Annotated in this window: 33 protein-coding genes and 2 pseudogenes; 20 read left to right on the top strand and 15 right to left on the bottom strand. The window is 67.3% G+C overall.

Annotation, left to right across the window (positions count from 1 at the left end; translation table 11 throughout):
- Nucleotides 1–255 (bottom strand): transposase (locus tag VF643_RS06735; RefSeq protein ID WP_331042787.1); only part of this gene is annotated, 255 nt, incomplete at its 3' end.
- Nucleotides 256–453: 198 nt separating this feature from the next.
- Nucleotides 454–621 carry a 50S ribosomal protein L33 gene (gene rpmG, locus VF643_RS06740; protein ID WP_055844439.1) on the bottom strand — a complete coding sequence of 56 codons (168 nt, stop codon included), beginning with the start codon at nt 619–621 and terminating at the stop codon, nt 454–456.
- A gap of 183 nt (nt 622–804) precedes the next feature.
- Between rpmG and VF643_RS06745 the strand changes: the two genes are divergently transcribed.
- The 3 genes from VF643_RS06745 (at nt 805) to VF643_RS06755 (ending at nt 3,406) form a co-directional block, all read left to right on the top strand.
- On the top strand, nt 805–1,125 hold the full coding sequence (locus tag VF643_RS06745; RefSeq protein ID WP_331042612.1) for a hypothetical protein: 321 nt from the start codon (nt 805–807) through the stop codon (nt 1,123–1,125).
- Between the two features lie 55 nt (nt 1,126–1,180).
- The gene (locus VF643_RS06750) at nt 1,181–1,747 is read left to right on the top strand and encodes a TMEM165/GDT1 family protein (protein ID WP_331042613.1); all 567 of its coding nucleotides are present in this window, start codon (nt 1,181–1,183) and stop codon (nt 1,745–1,747) included.
- 66 nt (nt 1,748–1,813) lie between these two features.
- Nucleotides 1,814–3,406 (top strand): cisplatin damage response ATP-dependent DNA ligase, encoded by a 1,593-nt coding sequence (locus VF643_RS06755; RefSeq protein WP_331042614.1) that lies wholly within the window; start codon nt 1,814–1,816, stop codon nt 3,404–3,406.
- Here VF643_RS06755 and VF643_RS06760 read toward each other — a convergent pair.
- The 7 genes and pseudogenes from VF643_RS06760 to sucC all read right to left on the bottom strand — a co-directional run.
- Nucleotides 3,403–3,540: pseudogene (locus VF643_RS06760) on the bottom strand (hypothetical protein); the annotation flags it as partial. The gene VF643_RS06755 and the pseudogene VF643_RS06760 sit on opposite strands and share 4 nt — an antisense overlap.
- Before the next feature lie 80 nt (nt 3,541–3,620).
- A complete protein-coding gene (locus tag VF643_RS06765) occupies nt 3,621–3,827 on the bottom strand; it encodes a type II toxin-antitoxin system HicB family antitoxin (protein ID WP_331042615.1) in 207 nt (68 codons plus the stop codon).
- Nucleotides 3,828–3,885: 58 nt separating this feature from the next.
- Nucleotides 3,886–4,557 carry a phytanoyl-CoA dioxygenase family protein gene (locus VF643_RS06770; protein WP_331042616.1) on the bottom strand — a complete coding sequence of 224 codons (672 nt, stop codon included), beginning with the start codon at nt 4,555–4,557 and terminating at the stop codon, nt 3,886–3,888.
- Nucleotide 4,558: 1 nt separating this feature from the next.
- Nucleotides 4,559–5,488, bottom strand: coding sequence for an electron transfer flavoprotein subunit alpha/FixB family protein (locus VF643_RS06775; protein WP_331042617.1), 930 nt, complete (start codon nt 5,486–5,488; stop codon nt 4,559–4,561).
- Nucleotides 5,485–6,234, bottom strand: coding sequence for an electron transfer flavoprotein subunit beta/FixA family protein (locus VF643_RS06780; protein WP_331042618.1), 750 nt, complete (start codon nt 6,232–6,234; stop codon nt 5,485–5,487). The genes VF643_RS06775 and VF643_RS06780 overlap by 4 nt, the downstream gene beginning before the upstream one ends.
- A 54-nt stretch (nt 6,235–6,288) precedes the next feature.
- Nucleotides 6,289–6,531, bottom strand: coding sequence for a hypothetical protein (locus tag VF643_RS06785; protein WP_331042619.1), 243 nt, complete (start codon nt 6,529–6,531; stop codon nt 6,289–6,291).
- Nucleotides 6,532–6,541: 10 nt separating this feature from the next.
- Nucleotides 6,542–7,741, bottom strand: coding sequence for an ADP-forming succinate--CoA ligase subunit beta (gene sucC / locus VF643_RS06790; RefSeq protein ID WP_331042620.1), 1,200 nt, complete (start codon nt 7,739–7,741; stop codon nt 6,542–6,544).
- A gap of 83 nt (nt 7,742–7,824) precedes the next feature.
- On the opposite strand from sucC, the gene VF643_RS06795 reads away from it, so the two are divergent.
- Entirely contained in the window at nt 7,825–8,352 is a 528-nt protein-coding gene (locus tag VF643_RS06795) for a beta-carotene hydroxylase (RefSeq protein ID WP_331042621.1), read from the top strand.
- A 110-nt stretch (nt 8,353–8,462) separates the two neighbouring features.
- Complete coding sequence (locus VF643_RS06800) at nt 8,463–8,714, top strand: pilus assembly protein PilZ (protein ID WP_331042622.1); 252 nt, start codon at nt 8,463–8,465, stop codon at nt 8,712–8,714.
- A 179-nt stretch (nt 8,715–8,893) separates the two neighbouring features.
- On the opposite strand, the gene VF643_RS06805 is transcribed toward VF643_RS06800, so the two are convergent.
- Entirely contained in the window at nt 8,894–9,829 is a 936-nt protein-coding gene (locus tag VF643_RS06805) for a ribose-phosphate pyrophosphokinase (RefSeq protein WP_331042623.1), read from the bottom strand.
- A gap of 111 nt (nt 9,830–9,940) precedes the next feature.
- Between VF643_RS06805 and VF643_RS06810 the strand changes: the two genes are divergently transcribed.
- From VF643_RS06810 to VF643_RS06850, 9 genes are read left to right on the top strand one after another with little or no spacing between them, the layout of a single operon-like run.
- Nucleotides 9,941–10,195, top strand: a complete 255-nt coding sequence (locus VF643_RS06810) for a hypothetical protein (RefSeq protein ID WP_331042624.1) — start codon at nt 9,941–9,943, stop codon at nt 10,193–10,195.
- The gene (locus VF643_RS06815; RefSeq protein WP_331042625.1) at nt 10,192–10,602 is read left to right on the top strand and encodes a type II toxin-antitoxin system VapC family toxin; all 411 of its coding nucleotides are present in this window, start codon (nt 10,192–10,194) and stop codon (nt 10,600–10,602) included. Before VF643_RS06810 ends, VF643_RS06815 begins: the two co-directional genes overlap by 4 nt.
- A complete protein-coding gene (gene gltX, locus VF643_RS06820) occupies nt 10,599–11,930 on the top strand; it encodes a glutamate--tRNA ligase (protein WP_331042626.1) in 1,332 nt (443 codons plus the stop codon). The genes VF643_RS06815 and gltX overlap by 4 nt, the downstream gene beginning before the upstream one ends.
- A gap of 28 nt (nt 11,931–11,958) precedes the next feature.
- On the top strand, nt 11,959–12,306 hold the full coding sequence (locus VF643_RS06825) for a hypothetical protein (protein WP_331042627.1): 348 nt from the start codon (nt 11,959–11,961) through the stop codon (nt 12,304–12,306).
- 17 nt (nt 12,307–12,323) lie between these two features.
- A complete protein-coding gene (gene ribD, locus VF643_RS06830; RefSeq protein ID WP_414713810.1) occupies nt 12,324–13,364 on the top strand; it encodes a bifunctional diaminohydroxyphosphoribosylaminopyrimidine deaminase/5-amino-6-(5-phosphoribosylamino)uracil reductase RibD in 1,041 nt (346 codons plus the stop codon).
- Complete coding sequence (locus tag VF643_RS06835; RefSeq protein ID WP_331042628.1) at nt 13,365–13,982, top strand: riboflavin synthase; 618 nt, start codon at nt 13,365–13,367, stop codon at nt 13,980–13,982. It abuts the gene before it with no gap.
- On the top strand, nt 13,969–15,117 hold the full coding sequence (ribB, locus tag VF643_RS06840) for a 3,4-dihydroxy-2-butanone-4-phosphate synthase (protein ID WP_331042629.1): 1,149 nt from the start codon (nt 13,969–13,971) through the stop codon (nt 15,115–15,117). Before VF643_RS06835 ends, ribB begins: the two co-directional genes overlap by 14 nt.
- On the top strand, nt 15,117–15,530 hold the full coding sequence (ribH, locus tag VF643_RS06845) for a 6,7-dimethyl-8-ribityllumazine synthase (RefSeq protein ID WP_331042630.1): 414 nt from the start codon (nt 15,117–15,119) through the stop codon (nt 15,528–15,530). Before ribB ends, ribH begins: the two co-directional genes overlap by 1 nt.
- Before the next feature lie 6 nt (nt 15,531–15,536).
- Complete coding sequence (locus VF643_RS06850) at nt 15,537–15,974, top strand: hypothetical protein (protein WP_331042631.1); 438 nt, start codon at nt 15,537–15,539, stop codon at nt 15,972–15,974.
- A gap of 228 nt (nt 15,975–16,202) precedes the next feature.
- Here the strand turns inward: VF643_RS06850 and VF643_RS06855 are convergent, their stop codons facing one another.
- A complete protein-coding gene (locus tag VF643_RS06855) occupies nt 16,203–17,291 on the bottom strand; it encodes an alkene reductase (protein ID WP_331042632.1) in 1,089 nt (362 codons plus the stop codon).
- A gap of 52 nt (nt 17,292–17,343) precedes the next feature.
- Between VF643_RS06855 and VF643_RS06860 the strand changes: the two genes are divergently transcribed.
- Both VF643_RS06860 and VF643_RS06865 read left to right on the top strand, forming a co-directional pair.
- Nucleotides 17,344–18,318, top strand: coding sequence for a DMT family transporter (locus VF643_RS06860; protein ID WP_414713811.1), 975 nt, complete (start codon nt 17,344–17,346; stop codon nt 18,316–18,318).
- A complete protein-coding gene (locus tag VF643_RS06865; RefSeq protein ID WP_331042634.1) occupies nt 18,308–18,961 on the top strand; it encodes a COQ9 family protein in 654 nt (217 codons plus the stop codon). The genes VF643_RS06860 and VF643_RS06865 overlap by 11 nt, the downstream gene beginning before the upstream one ends.
- Here the strand turns inward: VF643_RS06865 and VF643_RS06870 are convergent.
- A pseudogene (locus VF643_RS06870) lies at nt 18,930–19,804 on the bottom strand (ADP-ribosylglycohydrolase family protein). The gene VF643_RS06865 and the pseudogene VF643_RS06870 overlap by 32 nt on opposite strands.
- 33 nt (nt 19,805–19,837) lie before the next feature.
- On the opposite strand from VF643_RS06870, the gene VF643_RS06875 reads away from it, so the two are divergent.
- Genes VF643_RS06875 through VF643_RS06890 form a run of 4 tightly spaced genes read left to right on the top strand, consistent with a single transcriptional unit; the run spans nt 19,838 to nt 24,070 of the window.
- On the top strand, nt 19,838–20,092 hold the full coding sequence (locus VF643_RS06875; RefSeq protein ID WP_331042635.1) for a FeoA family protein: 255 nt from the start codon (nt 19,838–19,840) through the stop codon (nt 20,090–20,092).
- Nucleotides 20,093–20,105: 13 nt separating this feature from the next.
- Nucleotides 20,106–21,959, top strand: coding sequence for a ferrous iron transporter B (gene feoB, locus VF643_RS06880; RefSeq protein WP_331042636.1), 1,854 nt, complete (start codon nt 20,106–20,108; stop codon nt 21,957–21,959).
- A gap of 13 nt (nt 21,960–21,972) precedes the next feature.
- Nucleotides 21,973–22,530: a single-stranded DNA-binding protein gene (gene ssb / locus VF643_RS06885; protein WP_331042637.1), complete on the top strand. Its 558-nt coding sequence runs from the start codon at nt 21,973–21,975 to the stop codon at nt 22,528–22,530.
- The gene (locus VF643_RS06890) at nt 22,511–24,070 is read left to right on the top strand and encodes a sensor histidine kinase (RefSeq protein ID WP_331042638.1); all 1,560 of its coding nucleotides are present in this window, start codon (nt 22,511–22,513) and stop codon (nt 24,068–24,070) included. Before ssb ends, VF643_RS06890 begins: the two co-directional genes overlap by 20 nt.
- Nucleotides 24,071–24,085: 15 nt before the next feature.
- Here VF643_RS06890 and VF643_RS06895 read toward each other — a convergent pair whose 3' ends face one another.
- Genes VF643_RS06895 through metX form a run of 3 tightly spaced genes read right to left on the bottom strand, consistent with a single transcriptional unit; the run spans nt 24,086 to nt 26,230 of the window.
- Entirely contained in the window at nt 24,086–24,601 is a 516-nt protein-coding gene (locus tag VF643_RS06895; protein WP_331042639.1) for a response regulator, read from the bottom strand.
- Nucleotides 24,510–25,103, bottom strand: coding sequence for a methionine biosynthesis protein MetW (metW, locus tag VF643_RS06900; protein WP_331042640.1), 594 nt, complete (start codon nt 25,101–25,103; stop codon nt 24,510–24,512). Before metW ends, VF643_RS06895 begins: the two co-directional genes overlap by 92 nt.
- Nucleotides 25,100–26,230, bottom strand: coding sequence for a homoserine O-acetyltransferase MetX (gene metX, locus VF643_RS06905; protein WP_331042641.1), 1,131 nt, complete (start codon nt 26,228–26,230; stop codon nt 25,100–25,102). Before metX ends, metW begins: the two co-directional genes overlap by 4 nt.
- Nucleotides 26,231–26,321 lie beyond the last annotated feature (91 nt).

Below are 26,321 nucleotides of genomic sequence, written 5' to 3' on the forward strand. Positions count from 1 at the left end.
GACCCAGCGCCTTGGCCAGCGCCCTGGCCAGCGCCTTGGGAGGAACTGGAAGCCCTTGGTGCCGGGCGGGCGCCGGATGATTTCGATGGTCCAGTGGCCGGTAGGGGCAAGCGCGCGCAGCAGCTGGTCACCGCGATAGACTCGGTCGGCGAGGATGTGGTCGAGATCGGGAAAGCGCTGACGCAGCTTGGTCGGCAGTGGCACGGCGCCGTGGCAGTCCTGCACGTTGGCGGGGTGGACGTGGACGGCGAGCAGGTTGCCTCGCGTACTCGGTGACGATGTGCCGTTTGCGCCCCTTCACCCTTTTGGCCGCATCCTTTCCAGTGACCTTTCGCCCGAGCACCCGCCGCAATAGAACTCCCCGGTCCCACCGCGATCTGCGCCACGCACGGCAAAAAGGCCGCGCGGGCTCGTCGCCCCCGCGGCTCTGGCCGATTCGCCGCCGAAGTCGGCTTACTTGATCTTGGCTTCCTTGAAGTCGACATGCTTGCGCACGACGGGGTCGTACTTCTTGAACGACAGCTTCTCGGTCTTCGTGCGCGGGTTCTTCTTCGTCACGTAGAAGAATCCAGTGTCGGCGGAGCTGACGAGCTTGATCTTGACGGTAGTCGGCTTGGCCATGAGCCCGGTCCTTGCGTTCTTCGAATAGCTAAAGCGACGGCAGGGAGCCTGCCGTCGCTATCAGCGGTGGCGCATGGCGCAGCAGGGCTGGCAAGTCAACCGACGCCTGGCCTCAACCCTGTCCTTAACCGCGTCTTCATTCCGATACGCGCAGCATGTGCGCAGGGGATCGGGAGAGTCGGCATGGCGGAGCAGGTGGACATGGATTCGGTGCGTGCGGACCTTGCGGCGCGGATCTCGGCGCTGGACGTCCGCGCGCCTCATGCCCGCGCATGCGAGTTGGCGCCGGAGGTGGATGCGATTCGCGTCATCGCCCACCGCAACGGCATGAACCCCGCGGTCACCGTCGCCCATTTCCTCGATTTCGCGCTCGCCCGCGGTGAGCACGGACCGCTGCTCCACGGCTGGCTGTCGGTGCTGCGCGACGCGGTGACCAACGAACGCCAGGATGTCGCCGCCTGCGACGCCTTCGCTGCGGCCTGCGCGGTGCGGATCGCGCATTGATCTGCGGCCAGGCGCTGCCCGGCCGGGCCGCGCTGGCGCCGCGGCGGAAAGTTCGATGGACGCGCTGATGGCCGCACTGGTCGCTGCCGCCGCGGCGCAGGTGGGAGATCGCACCGCATGGCTGGCCGCGATCCTTGCGGATCGCTGGCGCAGGCCGGGACTGGTCATCATCACCGCCGCGCTCGGCCTGCTGGCCGCCAGCGGCATCGCGGCGGCGGGCGGTGCGCTGATCGCGCCGACGATCGCCCCGCAAGCCCGCCAGCTGCTGCTGGCGCTGGCCCTGCTGCTCCAGGGTGCGGGCAGCTTTTTTCCGGCCAAGATGCCCGATCGCCTCACCGGCTGGCGCATCGGCGCGGGTGCGACGACTTTCCTCGGCATGACGATCCTGGCGTTCGGTGACGGCATCCAGTTCATCGTCGCCGCTTTGGCCGCGCGCACGACCGTCCCCGCCCTCGCCGCGATCGGCGCCACCCTCGGCTCGCTCGCAATCATCGCACCCGCCGCGCTGCTCGGCGAAGCCGCCTGGCTCCGCCTGCCGCTGCACCGGGCACGCATGGTCATCGGCGCGGCGTTCCTGATCCTCGGCGCCACCCTTGCACTCGGCGCCCTGGGCCTCGTCTAGAACATCGACTCCAGCACATCTGCGGGGACTGGGAGCGATGCGGCTTGCCCATGCGTTGCGCAACCCATGCACGCCTTCGCCGCGCTCCTCGATTCGCTGATCTACACCCGCTCGCGCAACGCCAAGCTGAAGCTGATCGGCGATTACCTGCGCGCCCCGTCCGATCCGGACCGCGGTTGGGCGATGGCGGCGCTGACCGGGGATCTCGATCTGCCCGGCGTCAAGCCCGCGCTGATCCGCGCGCTGATCGAATCGCGGGTCGATCCGATCCTGTTCCGGATGAGCCGTGACTATGTCGGCGATACCGCCGAGACGGTCGCGCTGCTCTGGCCCGAGCCCGATCCGCCGGTGCCCGCCGAACCCCTGTCGCTGGCGCAGGTGGTCGATGCGCTCGCCCATCTCTCGCGGTCCGATGCGCCGGCGGCGCTGGCGGCGATGCTCGACCGCCTCGATGCCGAGGAGCGGTTCGCACTGTTGAAAATGGCCACCGGTGGCTTGCGGATCGGCGTATCCGCACGCCTCGCCAAGACCGCGCTTGCAAGCGCCTTCGGGATAGACGTCGATGCGGTCGAGGAGGTCTGGCATGGCCTTGAGCCCCCCTATGCCGATCTGTTCGCCTGGGCGGAGGGGACCGGTGCGCAGCCGACGGCGGCCGATGTTCCGGTCTTCCGCCCCTTCATGCTCGCGCATCCACTCGAAGACCTGCGCGTCGATCTCGCGGACTATGCCGCCGAGTGGAAATGGGACGGTATCCGGGTCCAGATCGTCCATGTCGCCGGCGTCACGCGCCTCTACAGCCGCACCGGTGACGACGTGACAGCCGCCTTCCCCGACGTGGCGCAGGCATTCGCCACTCCCGGCGTGGTCGATGGCGAACTGCTGGTGAAGGGCGAGGCGCAGGGTGGCGCGCTGGACGAGGGCGGCGGCGCGGCCAGCTTCAACGCGCTACAGCAGCGCCTCGGACGCAAGCAGGTGTCGGCGAAGATGCTGGCGGAGGCGCCCGCCTTCGTCCGCCTCTACGACATCCTCTTCGACGGCACGCAAGACCTTCGCGCGCTCTCCTGGACCGAACGCCGCGCCCGGCTCGAAGCCTTCGCGCCGGCGCTCGACCCCGATCGCTTCGATCTCAGCCAGGTGATCGAGGCCGCGGATTTCACCGCGCTGGAGGCGCTGCGCGCCGGCGCCCGCGATGCCGCGATCGAGGGCGTCATGCTCAAGCGGCGCGACAGCGCCTATGTCACCGGCCGCCGCGCCGCTTTGTGGTACAAATGGAAGCGCGATCCGCTGACCGCCGATTGCGTGATGATGTACGCCCAGCGCGGCAACGGCCGCAGGTCGAGCTGGTACAGCGACTATACCTTCGGCTGCTGGACCGAGGACGGAGACCTTTTGCCCGTCGGCAAGGCGTATCAGGGTATCACCGATCAGGAGATAGCCCAGCTGGATTCGTTCGTCCGCAAGAACACCCTCGCGCGCTTCGGCCCGGTGCGCGAGGTCGAGAAGACGCTGGTGCTGGAGATCGCCTTCGATTCGATCCACGAATCCAAGCGCCACAAATCGGGCGTCGCCATGCGCTTCCCCAGAATCGCGCGGATCAGGACCGACAAGCCTGCCGCGGAGGCGGACCGGATCGAAGTGCTGAAGCGGATGATGACTTAGGACTTATCGGACAGTGCAGCGATGAACGCCTCGGCGTCGATTCCCGACTGCCGCACGATGCTCCCCAGCGTGCCGCGCTTGACCTCCTTGTGCAGCGGCACAACGCACCCGAGTCCGCCTCGCTGCATCACGACGTGGCTGCCGGCTTCTCACCCGCTCGAAACCAAGCCGCTCCAGCGCCTTGATGATGTCGGCGCCGGAAAGGACGGGATAATCAGGCATGTTCGGCAACGGTAAAGGTCGTCACGAGCGGCGTTCCGCTCACCTTGAGCGGAAACACCTCGAGATAGAGTTCGACGGCTTCGCGCAGGTTGGCAATCGCTTCCTCCACCGTTTCCCCTTCGCTAGCGGTTCCGGTTTCCGGATTTAGCGCGGTAAAGCCGCCTTCGGGCGCGGATATCAGAATGGCTGTCACCTGCATGCGTCGTCTCCCGCGAAAGAAGTCGCACACGATCTATCGGATCGACAGGGCTTCGTCATCAAATACCCAGCCAGGCCAGAGGAGCCGGCAGAGCAAGTGCCGTATAATCGACTTGCAACACCCGCCGGCGGCTGTACCCCAACGCAGCGGACGAGGCATGGACGATCGGTGTAGCGTAAGCCCAGACGTCGCCGCGCGATGCAAGGCAAGTCCGTTCCCCAAACCGATTGATGACCTGCGCCAAATCGGCTTCTGCGACCCGCCCCAGCCGGTGCGACCCCGGTGCGATCAGCAGCGGCGCGTTATGCTCGGGAACGTCGTCCAGATGGATACGCAGCGTAACCATATCTTCGATGATGGCGAACGGCGGTTCGACGTGCTGAATGCCCGCTTTGATGGACCACGGCCCGAAGTTCGGCATGTCGCGTCGTTCGCGAACTGCGATGGTACGATCCTGGTGCCACCCCAGCGCCCAATTCGTGCCGGGCGTCTTGTCGAAAAGAATGGCCCGTACTGGCCGGGCATCCGATCCGAGAATATCGGCGACAATGCGCCCCACGTGACTTGAAGACGCCAGCAGCTGCCCAAGCCCGGCGACGCCATGCAAACGAATCCCGGGACGTTCGTGGACGAAAGGCGCCAGAGCAGCTTCAAATTGACCCAGCATGCCAAGGGCGGCGCCATCGTGTCGCGCCGCCCCGTGTAGATCGAACCGAAGCGGCTCGTCCAAACTACAGCTTCTCCGTCAATTCCGGCACGATCTTGAACAGGTCGCCGACCAGGCCGATGTCTGCCACCTGGAAGATCGGGGCGTCCTCGTCCTTGTTGATCGCGATGATGACCTTGGAATCCTTCATCCCAGCCAGATGCTGGATCGCGCCTGAGATACCGACCGCGACATAGACCTCCGGCGCGACGATCTTGCCGGTCTGGCCGACCTGATAGTCGTTGGGCGCGTAACCTGCATCCACCGCGGCGCGGCTCGCGCCGACGCCCGCGCCCAGCTTGTCCGCGAGCGGGTCGATCAGTTCGTGGAACTTCTCGCCCGAACCCAGCGCGCGTCCGCCCGACACGATGATCTTGGCGCTGGTCAGTTCGGGCCGGGTGTTCGCCGCGATCTCCGAACCAGCAAAGGTCGACAGGCCCGCGTCGCCCGTCGATGCCACCGCCTCGATCGTGCCCGAACCACCCTCGGTCGCCGCCTTGTCGAACGCGGTGCCGCGCACGGTGATGACCTTCTTGGCATCCGACGACCGCACGGTGGCGATCGCGTTGCCGGCATAGATCGGCCGGGTGAACGTGTCCTCGCTCTCCACCGACAGGATATCGCTGATCTGCATCACGTCGAGCAGCGCGGCGACGCGCGGTGCGATGTTCTTGCCGTTGCTGGTCGCAGGAAACAACACCGCGTCGTGGTGGCCCATCAGTTCGACGACCAGCGGCGCGACGTTTTCGGCAAGCGCATGCGCATAAGCCGCATCGTCGGCGACGTGCACCTTGCCGACGCCGGCGATCTTCGCCGCGGCTTGCGCGACCGCATCGACGCCTGCGCCCGCAACCAGCAGGTGGACCTCGCCCAGCTTCGCCGCGGCGGTGACCGCCGAAAGGGTTGCATCCTTGACGGACGCGCCGTCGTGCTCGACCCAGACCAATGTCTTCATGACTTGGAAATCCCCATCGCGGACAGCTTCATCACCAGTTCGTCGACATCGGCGACCTTGATGCCCGCCGATCTCTTGCCCGGCTCGACGACCTTCAGCGTCGCGATCCGCGGGCTTACGTCGACGCCGAAGTCGGCGGGCGTCTTCTGCGCCATCGGCTTGGACTTCGCCTTCATGATATTGGGCAGCGAGGCATAGCGCGGCTCGTTCAGCCGCAGATCGGTGGTGATGATCGCAGGCAGTTTCAGCGTGTCGGTCTCCGATCCGCCATCGACCTCGCGGGTGACGTTCACCGATCCGTCGCCGATCTCGACCTTCGAGGCGAACGTGCCCTGCGCCCAGCCGAGCAGCCCGGCGAGCATCTGCCCGGTCTGGTTGTTGTCGTCGTCGATCGCCTGTTTGCCCAGGATCACCAAGTCGGGCTTCTCCTCCTCGACGATCCTGGCGAGGATTTTGGCGACGCCGAGCGGCTCGACCCGCGTCTCGCTGACCACCAGGATCGCGCGGTCGGCCCCCATCGCCAGCGCGGTGCGCAAAGTCTCCTGCGCCTTCTGCTCGCCGATCGACACGACCACGATCTCGGTGACGCCCTTGTCCTTCAGGCGGATCGCTTCCTCGACCGCGATCTCGTCGAACGGGTTCATGCTCATCTTGACGTTGGCCAGATCGACCCCCGTCCCGTCCGCCTTCACTCTAGGCTTCACATTATAGTCAAGCACGCGCTTGACCGGCACGACTACCTTCATTCCATCCACTCCTGTGGTCGCTGATCCCGTCCTGGGGAGGAAACGGGGCCGTCTCTAGTGCGAGAGTTCGAGGCGCCGTTCGATACGATCGAGGCGCCGGCTGACATTGTCGATGGCGACCTGTTGCGCAGCGTCGGCGGCCGACAAATGCGCGAGATGTTGCATCATCGACGCCAGCGCGCCCCCGAGATTGGCGATACGCCCGATGATCTCGTCCTGCTTGCGTTCAAAGCGATCGAGCGTTGCCTGGAAACGCTTCAGATGCTCCAGCATCAGGTTTTCGACTTCACCGGTCATGTTGCCTCCCTCACGCCGCCTTCTGCACCTCGGCCACGATCTTCTTCGCCGCGTCGCCAAGGTCGTTCGCGGGCACGATCGCCAGCCCGGAATTCGCCAGGATTTCCTTGCCCTTCTCGACATTGGTGCCTTCGAGCCGAACCACAAGGGGAACGCTCAGATTCACTTCCTTGGCGGCCGCGACGATGCCGTCGGCGATGATGTCGCACTTCATGATGCCGCCGAAGATGTTGACCAGGATGCCCTTCACGTTGGGGTCCGCCAGGATGATCTTGAACGCGGCCGTCACCTTTTCCTTGTTCGCGCCGCCGCCGACGTCGAGGAAATTGGCCGGGAACATGCCGTTCAGCTTGATGATGTCCATCGTCGCCATCGCGAGACCCGCGCCGTTGACCATGCAGCCGATGTCGCCGTCGAGCTTGATATAGGCCAGATCGTAGCGCGAAGCCTCGATCTCGGCGGGATCTTCCTCGGTCTCGTCGCGCAGTTCGACCAGATCCTTGTGGCGGAACATTGCATTGCCGTCGAACGCGACCTTGGCGTCGAGCACCATCAGCTTGCCGTCTTCGGTGACGGCCAGCGGATTGATCTCGATCTGCTCGGCATCGGTACCGACGAAGGCGTCGTACAGCTTGGAGGCGACGTTGGTCGCCTGTTTGGCGAGGTCGCCGGTCAGTTCCAGCGCCGCCGCCACCGCGCGGCCGTGATGCGGCATGAAGCCGGTCGCGGTGTCGATGTCGATGCTGTGGATCTTCTCAGGGGTGTCGTGCGCCACCGTCTCGATATCCATGCCGCCCTCGGTCGATGCGACCATCGACACCCGGCCGGTCGCCCGGTTGACCAGCAGCGCCAGGTAGAATTCCTTGGCGATATCGACGCCATCGGTGACGTACAGCCGGTTGACCTGCTTGCCGGCATCGCCGGTCTGGATCGTCACCAGCGTGTTGCCGAGCATGTCCTGCGCCGCGGCGCGCACCTCATCGGCGCTCCTGGCGAGACGCACGCCGCCCTTGGCATCGGGACCGAGTTCGACGAACTTGCCCTTGCCGCGCCCGCCCGCGTGGATCTGCGCCTTCACGACGTACAGGGGTCCGGGCAGCTTGCCTGCCGCCGCCACGGCTTCCTCGACGGTCAGCGCCGCATAGCCTGCGGGAACGGGCACGCCGAACTTGGCGAGGACGTCCTTGGCCTGATATTCGTGGATGTTCATGCGCGCGTGCCTCGCTCGAAGATCGGATAGGTCATGGCCTAAAGCATAGGATCGGAGGCGAATCCACCCTATATGCCGGTTCGATGAGCTGGCCGCTGGGCATCCTGGTGTTTATCGCCACCGTGATCGCGATGGAGGCGTTCGCCTATGCGGCGCACCGCTGGATCATGCACGGGCCGGGCTGGTTCCTCCACGCAAGCCACCACGCGCCGCGCCACGGCAATTGGGAGTGGAACGACCTTTATGCGGCGATCTTCGCGGTGCCGTCGATCGTGCTGCTGCTCGGCGGGGTACAGCTCGGCTGGTGGGCGGGATGTACGTGGATCGGCGCGGGGATTGCAGCATATGGCGCGATATATTTCGGCTTCCACGACGTGATCGTCCATCGCCGCTTGCCGACCCGATACCTGCCGAAATCGGCCTATATGAAGCGCATCGTCCAGGCGCACCGGCTGCATCACGTCGTCGAAACGAAGGATGGCAACGTCAGCTTCGGCTTTCTCGTGGCACCGCCTCCGGAGGCGCTGAAGGCCGAACTCAAGCGCCGCGGGCGGGCGGGGGTGCGGCGAGGAACCGCGGCGGACAGCGGCGTAGAATCATTGCGCGCGTAGGATGTCGTTAAGCATTCCGGGTCTATGTTCCGGTCATGACCCAGCCTGCCTTCGATTCGTCCTTGCAAGCCACGGACGACCCTCGTCAGACACTGCGCAGATCTGTCAAGATGCGCGCCCACCTTCGCGACCGCGGCCAGACGCGCTTCGAGATCGATGTCGTCGACCTGTCGAAGGCGGGTTTTCGCGCGGAGACCAGTTTCACGCTATGGCCGGGCACGGTGGTATGGCTGACGCTGCCCGGCCTGGCGCCGCTGGAGGCCGTCGTCGCGTGGCGCGACAAGTTCAAATACGGCTGCGCTTTCTCCAAGCCGCTGCACCCGGCGGTGTTCGATCATATCGTAGCTTTGTCGCAGCGCTGACGCTGCGACAAAGCAAGATCGGCCGGCAGGCAAGACGGCGATAACAGCTCTGACACCGACCAGCAACGCCGGCAAAGCCGCCGTCGGGCTGGTTCGGCCGAAGCCGACCCGCCGGCCGTGCCGGGTGCTGCTGCGCTTCGCTTGCATCGGCGCGGGCGCCGCCGCGCCTGCACCCGTCATCAATCGAACAAGCTGCTCACGCTCGTCTCATCCGCGATCCGCTTGATCGCCTCACCCAGCAGGGGCGCGATCGGGAGGTGGCGGATCTTGGCGCACGTGCCGATCGAATCGTGATTGCCGATCGAATCGGTAATGACCAGCTCGGTCAGCTTCGATCCTTCGACCCGCGCCACCGCGCCGCCCGACAACACGCCGTGGGTGACATAGGCGACGACGCCTTCCGCCCCTGCCTCGCACAAGGCGGCCGCGGCGTTGCACAGGGTGCCGGCCGAATCGACGATGTCGTCGACCAGGATGCAGAACCGCCCCTCTACCTCGCCGATGATGTTCATCACCTCGGATTCGCCCGCACGCTCGCGGCGCTTGTCGACGATCGCGAGCGGCGCGTTGTCGAGCCGCTTGGCGAGCTGGCGCGCGCGCACGACACCGCCGACGTCGGGCGACACCACCATCATGTTGCGCCCCTTGAAGCGGGCATGGATGTCCGCCGACATCACCGGGGCCGCGTAGAGATTGTCGGTGGGGATATCGAAGAACCCCTGGATCTGCCCCGCATGGAGATCGACCGACAACACCCGGTCCGCGCCCGCGACGGTGATGAGGTTGGCGACGAGCTTGGCGGAGATCGGCGTTCGCGGGCCGGGCTTGCGGTCCTGCCGCGCATAGCCGAGGTAGGGGATGACCGCGGTTATCCGCCGCGCCGACGCACGCTTGAGCGCGTCGATGATGATGAGCAATTCCATCAGATTGTCGTTCGCCGGATAGCCGGTCGACTGGATCACGAACACGTCCTCGCCGCGCACGTTCTCCTGGATTTCGACGAAGATCTCCTCGTCGGCGAACCGGCGCACCAGTGCCTCGGTCAGCGGCGTCTCCAGATAATCCGAGATCGCCTGCGCCAGCGGCAGGTTGGAATTGCCGGTGATGAGTTTCATGGACGCGCCCCTTTGCCGGGCATGCTCTTACCCGGAGAGGCGCCGAACGCAACCGGGGCGGTTGTGGCCATAACGCTCGATCGGGTAGGACAGCGGCAGAGGAGTGCCGTCATGCGCCATGTTCCCATTGCCGAGTTTCAAGACAATGCCGTAGCGCTGCTCGCCGCGGCCGAAGCCGGCGAGGAGATCGTCATCACTCGCGAAGGTTATGATGTCCTGCACCTCGGCCTAACGCATGCTGCGCGCCGTGCGCGCAAGGCGGCGGCATTGAACAACCTTCACAGGATCGGCCAGGAAGTTCGGGCAAAATATGGTCCGACGTCGGCCGCGGAGATCCGGGAGTGGATCGAGGAAGGCCGGCGGTGATCGTCGTTGTCGACGCCTCCTCGATCGGGGCGTTCCTTATCCCGGACGAAGCGGGCACATTGGCCGACTTCGCGCTCATGACATGTCTGGCCAATGAGATTTATGCGCCGCCTCACCTGCCGGTCGAACTGGCGAGCCTCATCGGCACCGCCCGAAAACGCAATCGCCTGGACGCCGAGCAAAGCCGTCGGGCGTGCGCGGATGCCGTCACATTGATGACCACGATCACGCTGGTCGACGGTGCACCGCTCGATGCGGTCGTGGATTATGCGATCGAGCATCTTCTGAGTGCCTATGACGCGGCTTACGCGCTGGTCTGCGAACGCTTCGCGGCTCCGCTGTTGACCGGGGACGGAAGACTTGCCCGCGCGGCGATCGCGCGCGGGATTGCGATCCTCACCCCATGACGCTCACCCGCTTCGCGCCCTCGCCAACCGGCACGCTCCACGTCGGCAACATCCGGGCCGCGCTCCACAATTGGCTGTGGGCCAGAAAGACCGGCGGGCGCTTCGTGCTGCGTATCGACGATACCGATGCGCAGCGCAGCGAGGAGCGGTTCGTCGATGCGATCCGCTGCGATCTCGCCTGGCTTGGTCTGGCGCCTGATGCCGAGGTGCGGCAGTCCGAGCGGTTCGCGCTGTACGAGGCGCGCTTCGATGCGCTGTTGCGGGCGGGGCGCATCTATCCGGCCTATGAGAGCGCGCAGGAACTCGATCTCAAGCGCAAGATCCTGCTCGGGCGCGGTCTGCCGCCGATCTACGATCGCGCCGCGCTGGCGTTGAGCAACGCCGATCGCGCCGCGCTGGAGGCCGACGGCGTGCGCCCGCACTGGCGCTTCAAGCTCGACCGTGACGCGCCGATCGCCTGGAACGACCTGATCCGCGGGCCTCAGAATTTCGATCCCGCGGCGATGAGCGACCCCGTCGTCCGCCGCGCCGACGGATCGTGGCTCTACATGCTCCCCTCCGCGATCGACGACATTGACCTCGGCGTCAGCCATGTCGTGCGCGGTGAGGACCATGTATCCAACACCGCGCTGCAATTGCAGATGTTCGCCGCGATGGACGCCGCCCCGCCCGCCTTTGCGCATGCCGCTCTGCTGACCGGTGCCGAGGGCAAATTGTCGAAGCGGCTGGGCGCGCTGGGGGTCGATCATTTTCGCGAAATCGGCATCGAGCCGCCTGCGATCCGCGCCTTTCTCGCGCGGTTGGGCACCAGTGCGCCGGTGGAGGCCGTGGACGACGCCGCGCTGATCGCGGGCTTCGACTTCGCGCGTTTCGGCCGGGCGCCTGCGCGCTTCGACGAGGGGGAACTTGCGCACCTGAACGCCCGCGTCGTCCATGCGCTGGATCATGCCGACGTCGCCGATCGGCTGCCCGCCGGGATGGGCCGGGCGGAATGGGAGGCGGTGCGCCCGAATCTCACGACCGTCGCCGGGGCCGCCGAATGGTGGCAGGTCATCGAAGGGCCGATCGCCCCGCCGCCAGCGGCCGACGACGCCGGATTCCTGGCCATGGCCGCTCAGCTCGCCGCCACGATCGACTGGTCCGCCGATCCCTGGCACGCGCTGACCGCGGCGCTGAAGGAAGCGACCGGGCGCAAGGGCAAGCCGCTGTTCCTGCCGCTGCGCCGCGCGCTCACCGGCCGCGATCATGGCCCCGACATGGCGGCGCTGCTCCCGCTGATCGGTCGCGACCGCGCGATCGCGCGGCTGGGTGCCGCGGGTCTGGTCTAGCGACGGCGACGCCCCTACATTCGGCGTCATGGGTTTCTTCAGCCGCTTCTCACCCGTCCGGGCCTACCGCGACCTGCGCCTGTTCCTCTCGCACCGCCGGCCGCACGAACTGGGTTTCCTGGTGCTCGCGATGGCGATCACAGGCTTCTTCGTCTACGCCTTCGCCAACGATAGCTCGATCGAGCCGGTGTATCGCCGCGACATCGTGTATTTCGAGCAATGGACGCTCGATCGCACCGACGAACAGATCCGCGCGCAGCAGAAGATCGACGAGCCGATCCGCCAGAAGGCGCTGGCCGAACAGAAGAAGGCCGACGACGAGCGGCGCGCGGCGTTCCGGCGGCTGGACAAGAAGCTCGAAGGCTGGGGACTCTGAACGACGACGCGCGCTGGATGGGCGCGGCACTCGCGCTTGCCGAACGCACGCGCGGCCGCACCGCACCCAATCCCAACGTCGGCTGCGTCATCGTCAAGGACGGCCGCGTCGCCGGCCGCGGCTGGACCCAGCCCGGCGGCCGCCCGCATGCCGAGGCGATGGCGCTGGCCCAGGCCGGCGCGGACGCCCGCGGCGCCACCGTCTACACCAGCCTCGAACCCTGCGCGCATGTCTCGCCCCGCGGCCCCGCCTGCGCCGACCTGCTGATCGCCGCCGGCGTCGCGCGCGTCGTCGCCGCGCTGCCCGATCCCGACCCGCGCACCGGCGGCAGCGGGTTGCAGCGGCTGTCGGCGGCCGGCGTAGCGATAGCGGCGGGCGTCGGAGCCGCCGCCGCCCGCCGCGCGATGGCCGGTTTCCTGACCCGTCAGGCGCACGGCCGCCCCCATGTTACCTTGAAGCTCGCCACCTCGCTCGACGGCTGCATCGCGCTGGCGAACGGGGAGAGCCGCTGGATCACCGGCGAAGAGGCACGCGCCCACGCCCATCTTGAACGCAGCCGGCACGAGGCGATCCTCGTCGGCCGCGGCACGTTCGACGCCGACGCCCCCCGGCTCGACGTTCGCCTGCCCGGGCTGGAGGACCGCAGCCCGATGCGTATCGTGCTGTCCAGTCACCCTCACCCTTCCCACTCGGCTGCGCCGAGCGGGCCCCTTCCCTCTCCCGGCGGGAGAGGGAAGGAGCCGCACGACGCGCGGCGGAAGGGTGAGGGTGACTGGCTCTATCTCGCGAATCCCGCCCAGATCGCCGGCCTCACCAACGTCGATCACCTCCTGATCGAGGGCGGCGCACGCACCGCCGCTTCCTTCCTGGCCGCCGATCTGGTCGATCGTCTGCTGCTCTACCGTGCGCCTGTCCTCGTCGGCGGCGGTGTAGCCAGTCTGGCCGATCTGGGCCTGACAGCGTTGACACAAGCGCATGGCCGCTGGCAGCGAACCGACATGCGCCTGCTTGGCAGCGACACCCTCGAGGTCTACGAGCGCGTTTTGAGCGAGGGTTGAATGTTCACCGGAATCGTCAGCGACATCGGCCGGGTCGCGCGCATAGAGGCGCGCGGCGACACCCGGGTCATGATCGAGACCGCCTATGACATGGGCGACGTCGATCTCGGCGCCTCGATCGCCTGCTCGGGCGTCTGTCTGACCGTCGTCGACAAATCCGCCGCGGGCGTACCCGGCTGGTTTGCGGTCGACGTGTCGGGAGAGACGATCGCGCGCACCGCGCCGCAATGGCATGAGGGCACCCGCATCAACCTGGAACGCGCAATGAAGCTGGGCGACGAACTCGGCGGCCACATCGTCACCGGTCATGTCGACGGCGTCGCCGAGGTGCTCGGCGTCTGTGCGGAGGGCGATTCGAAGCGCATCGGCTTTCGCGTGGTGCCCGCGCTCGCACCGTTCCTGGCGCCCAAGGGCTCGATCACCGTCGACGGCGTGTCGCTGACGGTCAATGCGGTCGAGGATCACGCCGACGGCACCGACTTCGCCGTCAACGTCATCCCGCATACGCAAGCCGCGACGACGCTCGGCGCGCTCGAACCCGGCGGCCGCGTCAACATCGAGATCGACGTCCTCGCCCGCTACCTCCAACGGATGGAGCATTACCGTGCAAAAGCCTGAGCTTGCAAGATTGCGCCACGGTTTCCTCTCCAGTCCGGAGGAGATCATCGACGAGGCCAAGAACGGCCGGATGTTCATCCTGGTCGACGATGAGGACCGCGAGAACGAGGGCGACCTGGTCATCCCCGCGCAGATGGCGACGCCGGAGAAGATCAACTTCATGGCCCGTCACGGTCGCGGGCTGATCTGTCTTGCGATGTCCAAGCGCCGGGTCGACGAACTCGGCCTGGGGTTGATGAGCCGCCACAACGGCACCCGCCATGAAACCGCCTTCACCGTCTCGATCGAGGCGCGCGACGGGGTGACGACCGGCATCTCCGCCGCCGATCGCGCGCGCACCATCGCGGTCGCGATCGATTCTTCGAAGGGCGCGGATGAGATCGTGACGCCGGGCCACGTCTTTCCGCTGGTCGCGCGCGACGGCGGCGTGCTGGTCCGCGCCGGGCATACCGAGGCCGCGGTCGACGTGTCGCGCCTCGCCGGGCTGAACCCGTCGGGCGTGATCTGCGAGATCATGAACGAGGACGGCACGATGAGCCGCCTCGACGATCTCGTCTCCTTCGCGCAATTGCACGGTCTCAAGATCGGCACGATCCGCGATCTGATCGCCTATCGCCGCCGCCACGACCACAATGTCGAAAAGATCGCCGAGGCCAAGTTCACCAGCCGCCACGGCGGCGAATGGACCGCGATCACTTATCGCAACAAGGCGATCGGTGCGGAGACGCTGGCGCTGGTGAAGGGGCGGATCGACCCGTCCAAGCCGACGGTGGTGCGCATGCATCCGCTCAACCTGTTCGGCGACACCTTCGGCGAACTGGGCGAACGCGCCGGGCTGCTCGCCAATGCGATGGAGGCGATCGCGCGGGAGGGGTCGGGCGTCGTCGTCGTGCTCACCCGCCAAGGCCCCGACCTGCTCTCGCGCATCGTCCGCCAGAAGGGGCAGGGCGCCCCGGCGGACGGCGACGACATGAACGAGGTCCGCGATTACGGCGTCGGCGCGCAGATCCTGGCCGAACTCGGCATCCACGACATGATCCTGCTCACCAATTCGCATCACACCCTGGTCGCTCTCGACGGTTACGGCCTGTCGATCGTGGGCGAGCGACCGATCGCATGGGAGGCCGATTCCTGATGGCTCATCTGCTCATCGTGGAGGCGCGCTTCTACGACCATCTGAACGACCTGCTGCTGGCGGGCGCGCGTGCCGCGATCGAGGCGGCGGGGCATAGCCACGAGACGATCACGGTTCCGGGCGCGCTAGAGGTTCCCGGCGCGATCGCGCTGGCCGCCGAATCGTTCGACGCCTTCGTCGCGCTCGGCGTCGTGATCCGCGGCGAGACCTATCATTTCGAGATCGTCGCGGGCGAAAGCGCGCGTGGGATCATGGCGCTGACGATGGACGGGCTGGCGATCGGCAACGGCATCCTGACCACCGAAAACGAAGCCCAGGCCCTGACCCGCGCGCGGCCGGACGAGAAGGACAAGGGCGGCGATGCGGCCAAGGCGGCGCTGGCGATGCTGGCACTGCGCGAACGGTTCGCCTGACGTCGCATGACCACCCGGCCGCCGTCGCCGCGCTACCGCGTCGTCGAACGCGGCCGGCGGCTGGAGGTGATCGACACCCGCGACGGAGAGCCGGTCCGCCCGCGCGCGCCGGGTGGGCTGCCAATATCCAGCCGAAACCCCGGTGGGGCTTTCGCCCGCCTGCTGAGTCGCGGCGAGCGAACGCCCGATGGCCGCTACGTCCTGCGCACCCGCGGCGAGTTCGATGCGCGCGGCCCGCGGGGGATCGCTCTTGCCGAGGGCGGCGCGCGGTTGCTGGCCCTCGTGCTTGGCGGTGTCGCGATACTGGCGGCGGCGGTACTGGCGGCGTTCGCTTGGCTCGGGTTCGGCGGGCTCGTCGTCACCGGGGTGGCGATCGGCATGGCCATGCAGCACGGCCGCCCCGCCTTCACCCGCGTCCTAGACCGGCTCGGCGAGACGATCTAAATCGCTCTCGACCGCCCGGCCTAGACCATGATGTATCAGCCTCACCCACCCGTTCGTCCTGAGTAGCCATCGAGTAGCTGCGCAGCAGCGTATCGAGAGGGCGTATCGAAGGACAGGTGATCGAATACCAACGGTGCTTCGATACGAGTCCTCGATACGCCGCTTGCGCGGCTACTCGGCCTCTAATCAGCACGAACGGGTAGAGGTGACGTCATCATGCCCTGGGCGCTACGCCGCTTCGCGCTCCAGCGCCGGATAATCGACATACCCCTCCGCCCCCTGGCTGTACCAGGTCCGCGGATTGTCCGCGGCCAGCGGCGCGCCCTCGCGCAGCCGCGCGGGCAGGTCGGGGTTCGCGATGAACGTCCGCCCAAAGCTGATCGCATCCGCCACGCCTGAATCCAGGTCCGCCTGCGCGGCCTCGACACTGGTGTAATCCGAATTCAGGACCAGCGCGCCGGGGAATGCCGCGCGGATCGCCGGGCTCAACTTGGGCACGTCGGTGCGCCCGAAAGTGCCCGCGGGGCCGGGTTCGCGCAGTTCCAGGAAGGCGATGCCGATATCGGCCAGCGCCTTGGCGGCGGGGACGAACACCGCATGCGGGTTCGAATCGTCCACCCCTTGCGATTCGCCGTTCGGCGACAGTCGCACGCCCGCCCGATCCGCGCCCGCCACCGCCGCGACCCGCTCGGCCACTTCGCGCAGCAGGCGGATGCGGTTTTCGGGCGTGCCGCCATAAGCGTCGTCGCGGTGGTTGGCGCCGTCGCGCAGGAACTGGTCGATCAGATAGCCATTGGCGGCGTGGATCTGCACCCCGTCGAAGCCGGCGGCAATCGCGTTGCGGGTCGCCAGCGCATAATCGTCGAGCAGCCGCGGCATCTCGTCCAGCGCCAGCGGCCGGGCGGTCTCGAAATCCTGCTTGCCGTCATAGGTATGCGCCTGGCCCTGGGTCGCGGTGGCGGAGGAGGACACCGGCTGGCCTCCGATCACGCTCGAATGCACCTGCCGCCCCATGTGCCACAATTGCGCGACGATCCGCCCGCCCGCGTCATGCACCGCGTGCGTCACCGGCTTCCACGCCTCGACCTGCGCATCGTTCCACAGGCCCGGCGCATAGGGCCAGCCCAGCCCCTCGCGGCTGATTCCGGTCGCCTCCGAGATGATGAGTCCCGCGCTCGCCCGCTGGCGATAATATTCGATCATCAGCGCGGTCGGCACCGCGTTCCGATCGGCACGGCCGCGGGTCAGCGGCGCCATCCACACGCGGTTGGGCGTGGCAAGGGCGCCGGCTTGCAGCGGCGAGAATAGGTCGGCCATGCGAACTCCTGTCAGGTCTGTCGGCAGCGCAGATAGGGCGCTACACGGCCGCATGCACCTGCCCGCTCTCCCAAGAAAATCTGCGCGGCTGCAAATCGGCGTGCAGGGCGGTCCGCGCGTGGCGTTCGCGGCACTGATCGTCGCCAATGTCGCGCTCGCCTTCGGCCCCTGGTTCGTGCGCGTGGCCGATGTCGGCCCGGTCGCATCGGCCTTCTGGCGGATCGCGCTTGCGGCCCCTCTGCTCGCTGCGCTGGCGCTGGCGGGTGGCGTGCGGCCAGGGCGGATGCCGGGCGGGCTTTGGCTGCTGCTTGGCGTCGGCGGCATCGCCTTCGCCGCGGATCTGGCGAGCTGGCATCTGGGCATCCTGCGCACCACGCTGGCCAATGCCACGTTGTTCGGCAATTGCGCCACGCTGATGTTCCCGATCTACGGATTTCTGGTCGCACGCGCATGGCCGACGCGGGGGCAGGGGTTTGCGCTGGCGCTGGCCGCGGCGGGCGCGATGCTACTGCTCGGCCGATCGTATCAGCTCGACCCGCGCAACCTGGTCGGCGACCTGCTCTGCCTGCTCGCCGGCGTGCTCTATACCGCCTATTTCATCGTCATGGCCCGCGCCCGCGAAAGCATGGCGCCGCTGTCCTCGCTCGCGCTGTCGACGATCGCCAGCATCGTGCCGCTGTATCTGGCCACCCTGCTGCTGGGCGAGGGACTGCTGCCGGGGAGCTGGACGCCGCTGATCGGCCTGGCGCTGGTCAGCCAGGTGCTGGGTCAGGGCTGCATGATCTACGCGCTCGGCGCGCTGCCGCCGCTGGTGATCGGCATCGCCCTGCTCATCCAGCCGGTCGTCGCGGGTACGGTCGGCTGGATGGTGTATGGCGAGCGGCTGGGCCTGCCCGACCTGCTCGGCGCGGCGATGGTCGCGGTCGCGCTGGTACTCGTCCGCCGCACGCCCCCGCTTGCGCCGCCGCTTGCACCGCGGCCGCCGGAACCGCATCTTGAAGGCCGAGGAGCCGTTGATGACCAATGACCTGACGCTCGACGAACTGCGTGCGCTGCTTGCGCCCGCGATCGCGGCCAATGCGGCGTTCGATGGCTGGGGCGATGCCGCGCGCGACATGGCGTCCGAGGGCGCCGGTGTCGATCGTGACGTCGCGCGGCTGGCCTTCCCCGGCGGCGCGGTCGACATGATCGACGCGTGGTTTGCCGCGATCGACGTGCGCATGGCTGCCGCCCTGCCGCCCGAGACGCTGGCCGCGATGAAAATTCGCGAACGGATCACCGCATTGGTCGAGGCACGTCTCGACGCGGTCGTGCCCGATCGTGAGGCTCTGCGCCGGGCGCTCGCGGTGCTGGCGCTGCCGACCAACATCGCGCGCGCCGCAAGGCTGGCGTGGCGCACCGTCGATGCGATGTGGCGCCAGGCGGGCGACACCGCCACCGACTATAACCACTACACCAAGCGCGCGACCCTGCTTGGCGTGTACGGCGCGACCGTCAGCGTCTTCCTCGACGACGAGAGCGATGGGCAGGCGGACACCCGCGCCTTCCTCGCCCGCCGCATCGACGGGCTGATGCGTTTCGAGAAGGCCAAGGCAGGCCTCCTGCGCCGCGCGCAGAACGGCCCCAGCCTGTCGCGCTTCATCGGCCGGCTGCGCTATCCGGTGGCATAGCCGCGCGCGGCAGGAGCGCGAGCGCCGCCGCCGTGATGCGCGGCCGCCAGGCGACACGCGTGCGCCAGGCTTCCGGAATGCCGCTCGCGCCGTATAGCGCGCCCGCAAGCTGGCCCGTTATCGCGGCGGTGGTATCGGCATCGTCGCCCAGGTTCGCGGCCAGCAGCACCGCGTCGCGGTAGCAATCGGTGCGATCGACGCACCACAAAGCGGCCTCCAGGCTGTGTGCCACATAGTCCGACGAGGCGATCATGGCGCGGTCCTTGCCGCGCCAGGAACCGCGCAGGATGGCAGCGACGACCCCCGATCCGACACCTTCGCCGGCGCGCACCGCCATCTCGCGCGTCGCACCGGTGATCGCCGCACGCAGGATCATGGCATAGCCTTCGCATGCGTCCATGCACATCGGCGCTGCATGGGTGGTGGCGCTCTGGTCGCGCGCCACCGCGCGCACCGCGTCGTCACGCCGATGTCGAAGCACTCGCCCGTCGGACTATAGGCGCCGTCGCGCCACCAGGATACGAACCGGCGCATGAGGTCGCCTGCATCGAACCCGCCGCCTGCCAGACTGTCGGCCAGCGCCAGCGCCATTGCGGTGTCGTCCGTCCACACCCCCGGCGCCAGCGCGAACGGGCCGCCGCCGATCATGTCCGTCATCGGCGGATAGCTGTCGCGCGGGCAGAATTCGATCGTGGTTCCGATTGCGTCACCGACCGCCAGTCCGAGCAGCGCGCCGATCGCGCGATCCTCCAGACTGCCCGGTACGGGCCCGGACGTGGCTCCTGTCATGGTCCCCCCCCTGCGATGCGGATCGTCATGCCACGCCATCATGGCTTTCGTCATTGATAATCAATCGCAAGGTGCTATCTGCAGTGCATGGCCAGCATCGTCAGTCTCGAATCCTTCCCGCGTCGCCAGCCGGCAACGGTCGCTGCGATAGATTGGACGCGGCTCGCGGTGCCAGAGGCGCGTCGGCTGCGCGAATTGGGCTTTGATGAGGGCGTTTCGGTGGAGGTGTTGCACCGTGCGACGCTTGGCGCCGGGCCGATCGCCTGCCGCATCGGCCGGATGACGGTGGCGTTGCGCCGAGCCGTCGCCGCGTCGATCCGCGTCGCGCCGCTCGCCGGATAGAATAAACGCAACCATGCACGCCCAGCCGCTGGTCGCGCTGGTCGGCAATCCCAATGCCGGCAAGAGCGCGCTGTTCAATGCACTGACCGGCGCGCGCCAGAAGGTCGGCAATTACCCCGGCGTGACGGTCGAGCGCCATTCCGGCCGCCTGGTTCTCGATGACGGCCGCCCGGTCGAACTGGTCGACCTTCCCGGCGCCTACAGTCTCGATCCCTCCAGCCCCGACGAACGCGTCACCCGCGACGTCGTGACCGGCACGCAGGCCGGCGAGCGCCGCCCGGACGCGCTGATCGTGGTCGTCGATGCCGCCAATCTCGACAACCATCTGCGCTTCACCCTTCAGCTCGTGGCCCTCGGGCTTCCGGTGATCGTCGCGCTCAACATGGTCGATCTCGCCGAGCGTGATGGGCTGGTTCTCGATCCGCGGGTTCTCGAACGTGAATTGGGCGTGCCCGTCGTGCCGACCGTGGCGGTGCGCCGCCGCGGACTGGACGAATTGCGCGCGCGCCTGTCGTCGCAGCTGACCGGCGCAGCCCCTGAAGCTGCCAACGAGATCCCCGAGGACATGGCGGTGCTCCAGCGCCGCGCGCGCGCCATCGCGGGCGCTGCGACCGTATCGGAAACCCCGCGCCGCCGCTGGACCCACGCGCTCGACGCGGTGGCGCTGCACCCGGTGGTCGGCCCGCTGCTGCTGCTGGCGCTGCTGTTCGTCATGTTCCAGGCGGTCTTCGCCTGGTCGGAAGCGCCGATCGGCTGGATCGAAGCGGGGTTCGCCGCGCTCGAAGGCGTCGCACGCGAAGAGCTGCCCGCGGGCTTCGTCCGCTCGCTCGTCACCGACGGGCTGATCGCCGGGGTCGGTGCGGTGATCGTGTTCCTGCCGCAGATCCTGATCCTGTTCCTCTTCATCCTGGTGCTCGAAGCCTCGGGCTATATGGTCCGCGCCGCCTTTCTGATGGACCGGCTGATGGCCCCCGTCGGCCTGTCGGGCCGCGCGTTCATCCCCTTGCTCTCCTCCTTCGCCTGCGCGGTGCCCGGCATCATGGCGACCCGCACGATCGACGACGAGCGCGACCGGCTGACGACGATCCTGATCGCGCCGCTGATGACCTGTTCGGCGCGCTGGCCGGTGTACCTCATCATCGTCGGGGCGTTCATTCCCGACCGCGACGTCGCGCCGCTCGTCGGCCTGCGGGGCCTCGTCCTGTTCGCGCTCGTGCTTATCGGCGCAGCCAGCGCCTACGGGGTCGCCTGGGTCTTTCGCCGCACGATCACCAAGGGCGAGTCTTCGGGCTTCATGATGGAGATGCCCAAATACCAATGGCCGCGCCCAGGCGATGTCGCGATCGGGCTGTGGCAGCGCGCGCTGATCTTCCTCAAGCGCGCCAGCACGATCATCGCGCTCACCACGATCGTGCTCTGGCTATTGCTGAGCTATCCCAAGCCACCCGCCGGAAGCCCGATCAGCCAGGTCGATTATTCGATCGCCGGGCGAATCGCGAACGGGCTGGAAGTCGTCGTCGCGCCGATCGGCTTCAATGGCGACATCGCGCTGGCGCTGATCCCCGCGATGGCGGCGCGCGAGTTGGCGGTGGCCGCGATCGGCACCGTCTATGCGATCGACGATCCAGAGGCCGCAGGTGGGCAGAAGGCGATCACGGAGAACCTGCGCCGCCGCTGGAGCCTGCCGACCGCGCTCGCCTTCCTGATGTGGTTCGTCTTCGCGCCGCAATGCATCTCGACGATCGCGGTCACCCGGCGCGAAACCAACGGTTGGAAATGGCCGCTGTTCATGCTCGCCTACCTCTTCGCGCTCGCCTATGTGATGGCTGGAATCACGTATTGGCTCGCCGTCGCGCTGGGCCTGTAGAACGGAGAGAGTCATGGCAGGCAGCGTCAACAAGGTCATCCTGGTCGGCAATCTGGGCAAGGATCCCGAGAGCCGGTCGTTCCAGAACGGCGGCAAGGTCGTCGAACTGCGCATCGCGACGTCGGAATCGTGGAAGGACCGCAACTCGGGCGAGCGCAAGGAAAAGACCGAGTGGCACACCGTCAAAGTGTTCAACGAAGGTCTCGCCAACGTCGCGGAAAAGTATCTCCGCAAAGGATCGAAGGTCTATATCGAGGGCGCGCTCACCACACGTAAGTGGCAGGATCCGCAGGGCAACGACCGCTATTCGACCGAGGTGACGCTGCAAGGCTTCAACAGCGTGCTTACGATGCTCGACGGCGCCGGTGGCGGCCAGGGTGGCGGAAGCGGCGGCGGCAGGGGTGGTGACGAGGATTGGGCCGGCGGCGGAGGCAATGATTACGGCCGTGGTTCAGGCGGCAGCAGCGCGGGCGGGCGCGGCGCCGCGGCGGGAGGGAACGCGGGCGCGCGCGGCGGGTTCAGCCAGAGCGGCGGCTTCGCCGACGACCTTGATGACGACGTACCCTTCTGATCCCTTGAACATCCCCTTCTCCTCTTCACCCGGCCTGCCCGCGGATGTCGAGACCATCGCACGGGTCTCGGCTGCCTATGACGTCGCCGGCGCGGCGGATCGCGGCACCTTCGACGACTTGACGGAATTCCTCGCGGCGCTGTGCGAGGTGCCGATCGCGCTCGTCACGGTCATGGACGATCAGATCCAGCGTTTCCTGGCGCGGGTCGGCACCGAACTCACCCAATCCCCGCGTGAAATATCCTTCTGCACTCATGCGATCGACGGTCCGGGGCTGATGGAGGTCGCCGACGCCTCGGTCGACGCGCGGTTCGCCGACAATCCGCTGGTGACCGGTCCCTTGCACCTGCGCTTCTACGCGGGCGTGCCCCTGATATCAGCAGAGGGCGTGGCATTCGGGACGATCTGCGTCTTCGATACGGAGGCGCGCACCGGGCTGACCCCCTTGCAGCGTCAGGGGATGGAGGTCGTGGCCCGCGCCGCACTCGCCCGGCTGGATTCCGAACGCGGCGGGCGCGAGGAATCCGTTGCTGCCGCGCGCCGCCGCCACAAGCTGGAAGACAGCGAGCGACGCTTCCGCACGCTAGCCGACACGATGCCGCAGATGGTGTGGTCCACGCTGCCCGACGGCTTCCACGATTATTACAACGCACGCTGGTACGAATATACCGGGATGCCGGAAGGTACGACCGATGGAGAGGCCTGGAACGGCGTGTTCCATGCCGACGATCAGGAGCGTGCCAGGGCCTTGTGGCGGCGCTCGCTGGAAACCGGCGAACCGTATCAGATCGAATATCGCCTGCGCCACGCCGACGGCACCTATCGCTGGGTGCTCGGCCGCGCGCTGCCGGTGCGTGACGGCCATGGCACGATCACCCGCTGGTTCGGCACCTGCACCGACATCCACGCGCAAAAGCTTGCGCTCGAAGAACGCGAAGTCATCAGCCAGGAACTGAGTCACCGGATCAAGAACATCTTTGCGGTGGTTGCCGGACTGATCTCATTCGCCGCGCGCGGGCGGCCGGAATTCGCGTCCGCTGCTGCCGATCTGCGACAGAGGATCACCGCGCTCGGCCGCGCGCACGATTTCGTTCGGCCGCACAGCGCGCACTCCCGCCCGACGCCGCGGCAGGACAGTCTCCACGGCCTGCTGGGAGAATTGTTCGAAGCGTATCAGCGCCCCGGTCAGCCGCGCATCGTCATCGAAGGCGCCGAGATTGCCGTGGACGATCGCGCCGCCACCCCGATCGCGCTGCTCTTTCACGAACTTGCGACCAACGCGACGAAATATGGCGCCTTGTCGGTCGAGAATGGCTCGATCGCGGTGCGGATCTCCGTCGAGGGCGATGCCGCGACGATGGTGTGGACCGAACACGGCGGCCCCAGGATAGCGGCGGCGCCGGTCGGCTCAGGCTTTGGTAGCCAGTTGATCGAATTGAGCGCGGTGCGTCAACTCGGCGGCACCGTCTCACGCGACTGGACGCCCGGCGGCCTGGTGGCGACGATCACGACGCCGCTTTCGTCCTTCAGCCGGGCATAACGTCCGGCGAAGTTCTCAGCGAAGCACCACCACATCGCCGTTGGTAGGCGCGACGCCTTCGCCAGCCAGCCGGGCCGCGGCCAGGATCGCCGCGTCGCTGAATGGCTTGCGAATATAACCGAGCGCGCCGCCGCCATCACCGATCTGGGTTGGATTGGCGGTGACGAAGACGCAACGAACACCATAGTCGCGCGCCATCCGCGCAGCGATATCGGGGCCGGTCGGCCCGTCGCGCAAATTCACGTCGACGAAGGCGATCCCGCATTCGGGCGCTGCCGCCAGCGCGGTCTCGCGATCGGCGGCGATCGCCGTGACGGTATAGCCCGCCTCGGTCAGGATACGTTCCAGATCGAGGGCTACGAAGATCTCGTCCTCGACGATAAGTGCGGTCTTGGTCATGGCGCGATAACGAACCCGGTTCCGGCAAACTTGTTCCAGATCAACTTCGCGAAAGCAGAAAAACCGCGTGTTCGGCAAGCGCATTGGCTGCCGCGCGCGACCGTCTGCGGTCGCCGGACAGAAACCAGGCATCCTCGACCAGGATGTCGCGCTCGTTCAGGAACGCGCGAAAATCGTCGATCGTCAGGTGATGGATATTGGGCGTGTCGTACCAGCGTTCGGGCAAGGTCCGCGTCACCGGCATCCGTCCACCCCAGAGCAGCGACAGCCGCACGCTCCAATGCGCGAAATTGGGAAAGCTGACGAACGCCTTGCGCCCGATACGCAGCAGCTGGTCGAGCACCGCATCGGGCGCGCGCGCGGTCTGCAGCGTCTGGCTCAGGATCGCATAGTCGAAGCTGGCATCGGGATAGCCCGCCAGGTCGACATCGGCATCCCCCTGGATCACCGACAATCCGCGCGCCACCGCAGCGGCGACATTGTCCGCGTCGATCTCCAGCCCGCGTGCGTCCACCTGCTTGCGCGCGCGCAGTTCCGCCATCAGCGCCCCGTCGCCGCAGCCGACGTCGAGAACGCGCGATCCGGCCGCGACATGGTCCGCGATGATCGCCAGGTCGGCACGCAGCCCGCTCACGCACCACCCCGCAGGAAGCCATCGACAACGCGGTTGAGTTCGGGCGATTCCAGAAGGAACGCGTCGTGGCCATAAGGGCTGCGCAGTTCGACGAAACTCGCCGCCGCGCCGCCTGCGTTCAGCGCATGAACGATCGCGCGCGATTCCGCGGTCGGATAGAGCCAGTCGGTATCGAAACTGACCAGGCAGAAGCGCGTGCCGGTGCCGCGGAATGCGTTGGCCAGCCGGCCGCCATGCTCCTCGGCCAGGTCGAAATAGTCCATCGCCCGCGTGATGTAGAGATAGGAATTGGCGTCGAAACGATCGACGAACGCGATCCCCTGATGCCGCAGATAGCTTTCGACCTGGAAATCGGCGTCGAAGCCAAACGATTTCGCACCATCGGGGGCGTCGGGCCGCCCTTGCAGCCGCCGCCCGAATTTCTCGGTCAGCCCGGCTTCGGACAGATAGGTGATGTGCGCCGCCATCCGCGCGACCGCCAGCCCCGCGGCAGGAGGATCGTCCTGGCCGTAATAGTCGCCGCCGCGCCACTTGGGATCGGCCATGACCGCCTGCCGCCCGACTTCGTGGAAGGCGATGTTCTGCGCGGTGTGGCGCGCGGTCGATGCGATCACCACTGCCGCGCGTACCCGCTGCGGATAGGTCGCGGCCCAGGACAGCGCCTGCATCCCCCCCATCGACCCGCCGACCACCGCCGCCAGCGCGGGCACGCCCAGATGATCGAGCAACAGCGCCTGCGCCCGCACCATGTCGCGGATCGTGATGACCGGAAACGCCATGCCCCACGCACGGCCGCTCGCCGCGTCGATGCTTGCCGGTCCCGACGATCCCATGCAGCTGCCGAGCACGTTGGCGCAGATGACGAAATGGCGCGCTGGATCGATCGGCTTGCCCTCGCCCACCATCCGCGTCCACCAGCCCGGCTTGCCGGTGCGCGGATGCGCGGAGGCGACATGTTGATCGCCGGTCAGCGCATGGCAGATCAGGATCGCGTTCGACGCATCGGCGTCCAGCACGCCGTAGGTCTCATACGCCACATCGACCCGATCGAGCCGCCCGCCCCCGTCGAGCGCGAGCGGGCCGAGCGTGACATGGCGCCCGAGGCCGAAGCGCTGGTCGAATTGCATGGGGTCGGCCCTAAGCGGTGCTTGGGCACGTCGCAATGCCCTGTCCTCACCCTTCCCACGGCCTGCGGCCGCGGGCCTCTTCCCTCTCCCG

The sequence above is a fragment of the Sphingomonas sp. genome (genome assembly GCF_036387595.1).
Taxonomy (GTDB): Bacteria; Pseudomonadota; Alphaproteobacteria; order Sphingomonadales; family Sphingomonadaceae; genus Sphingomonas.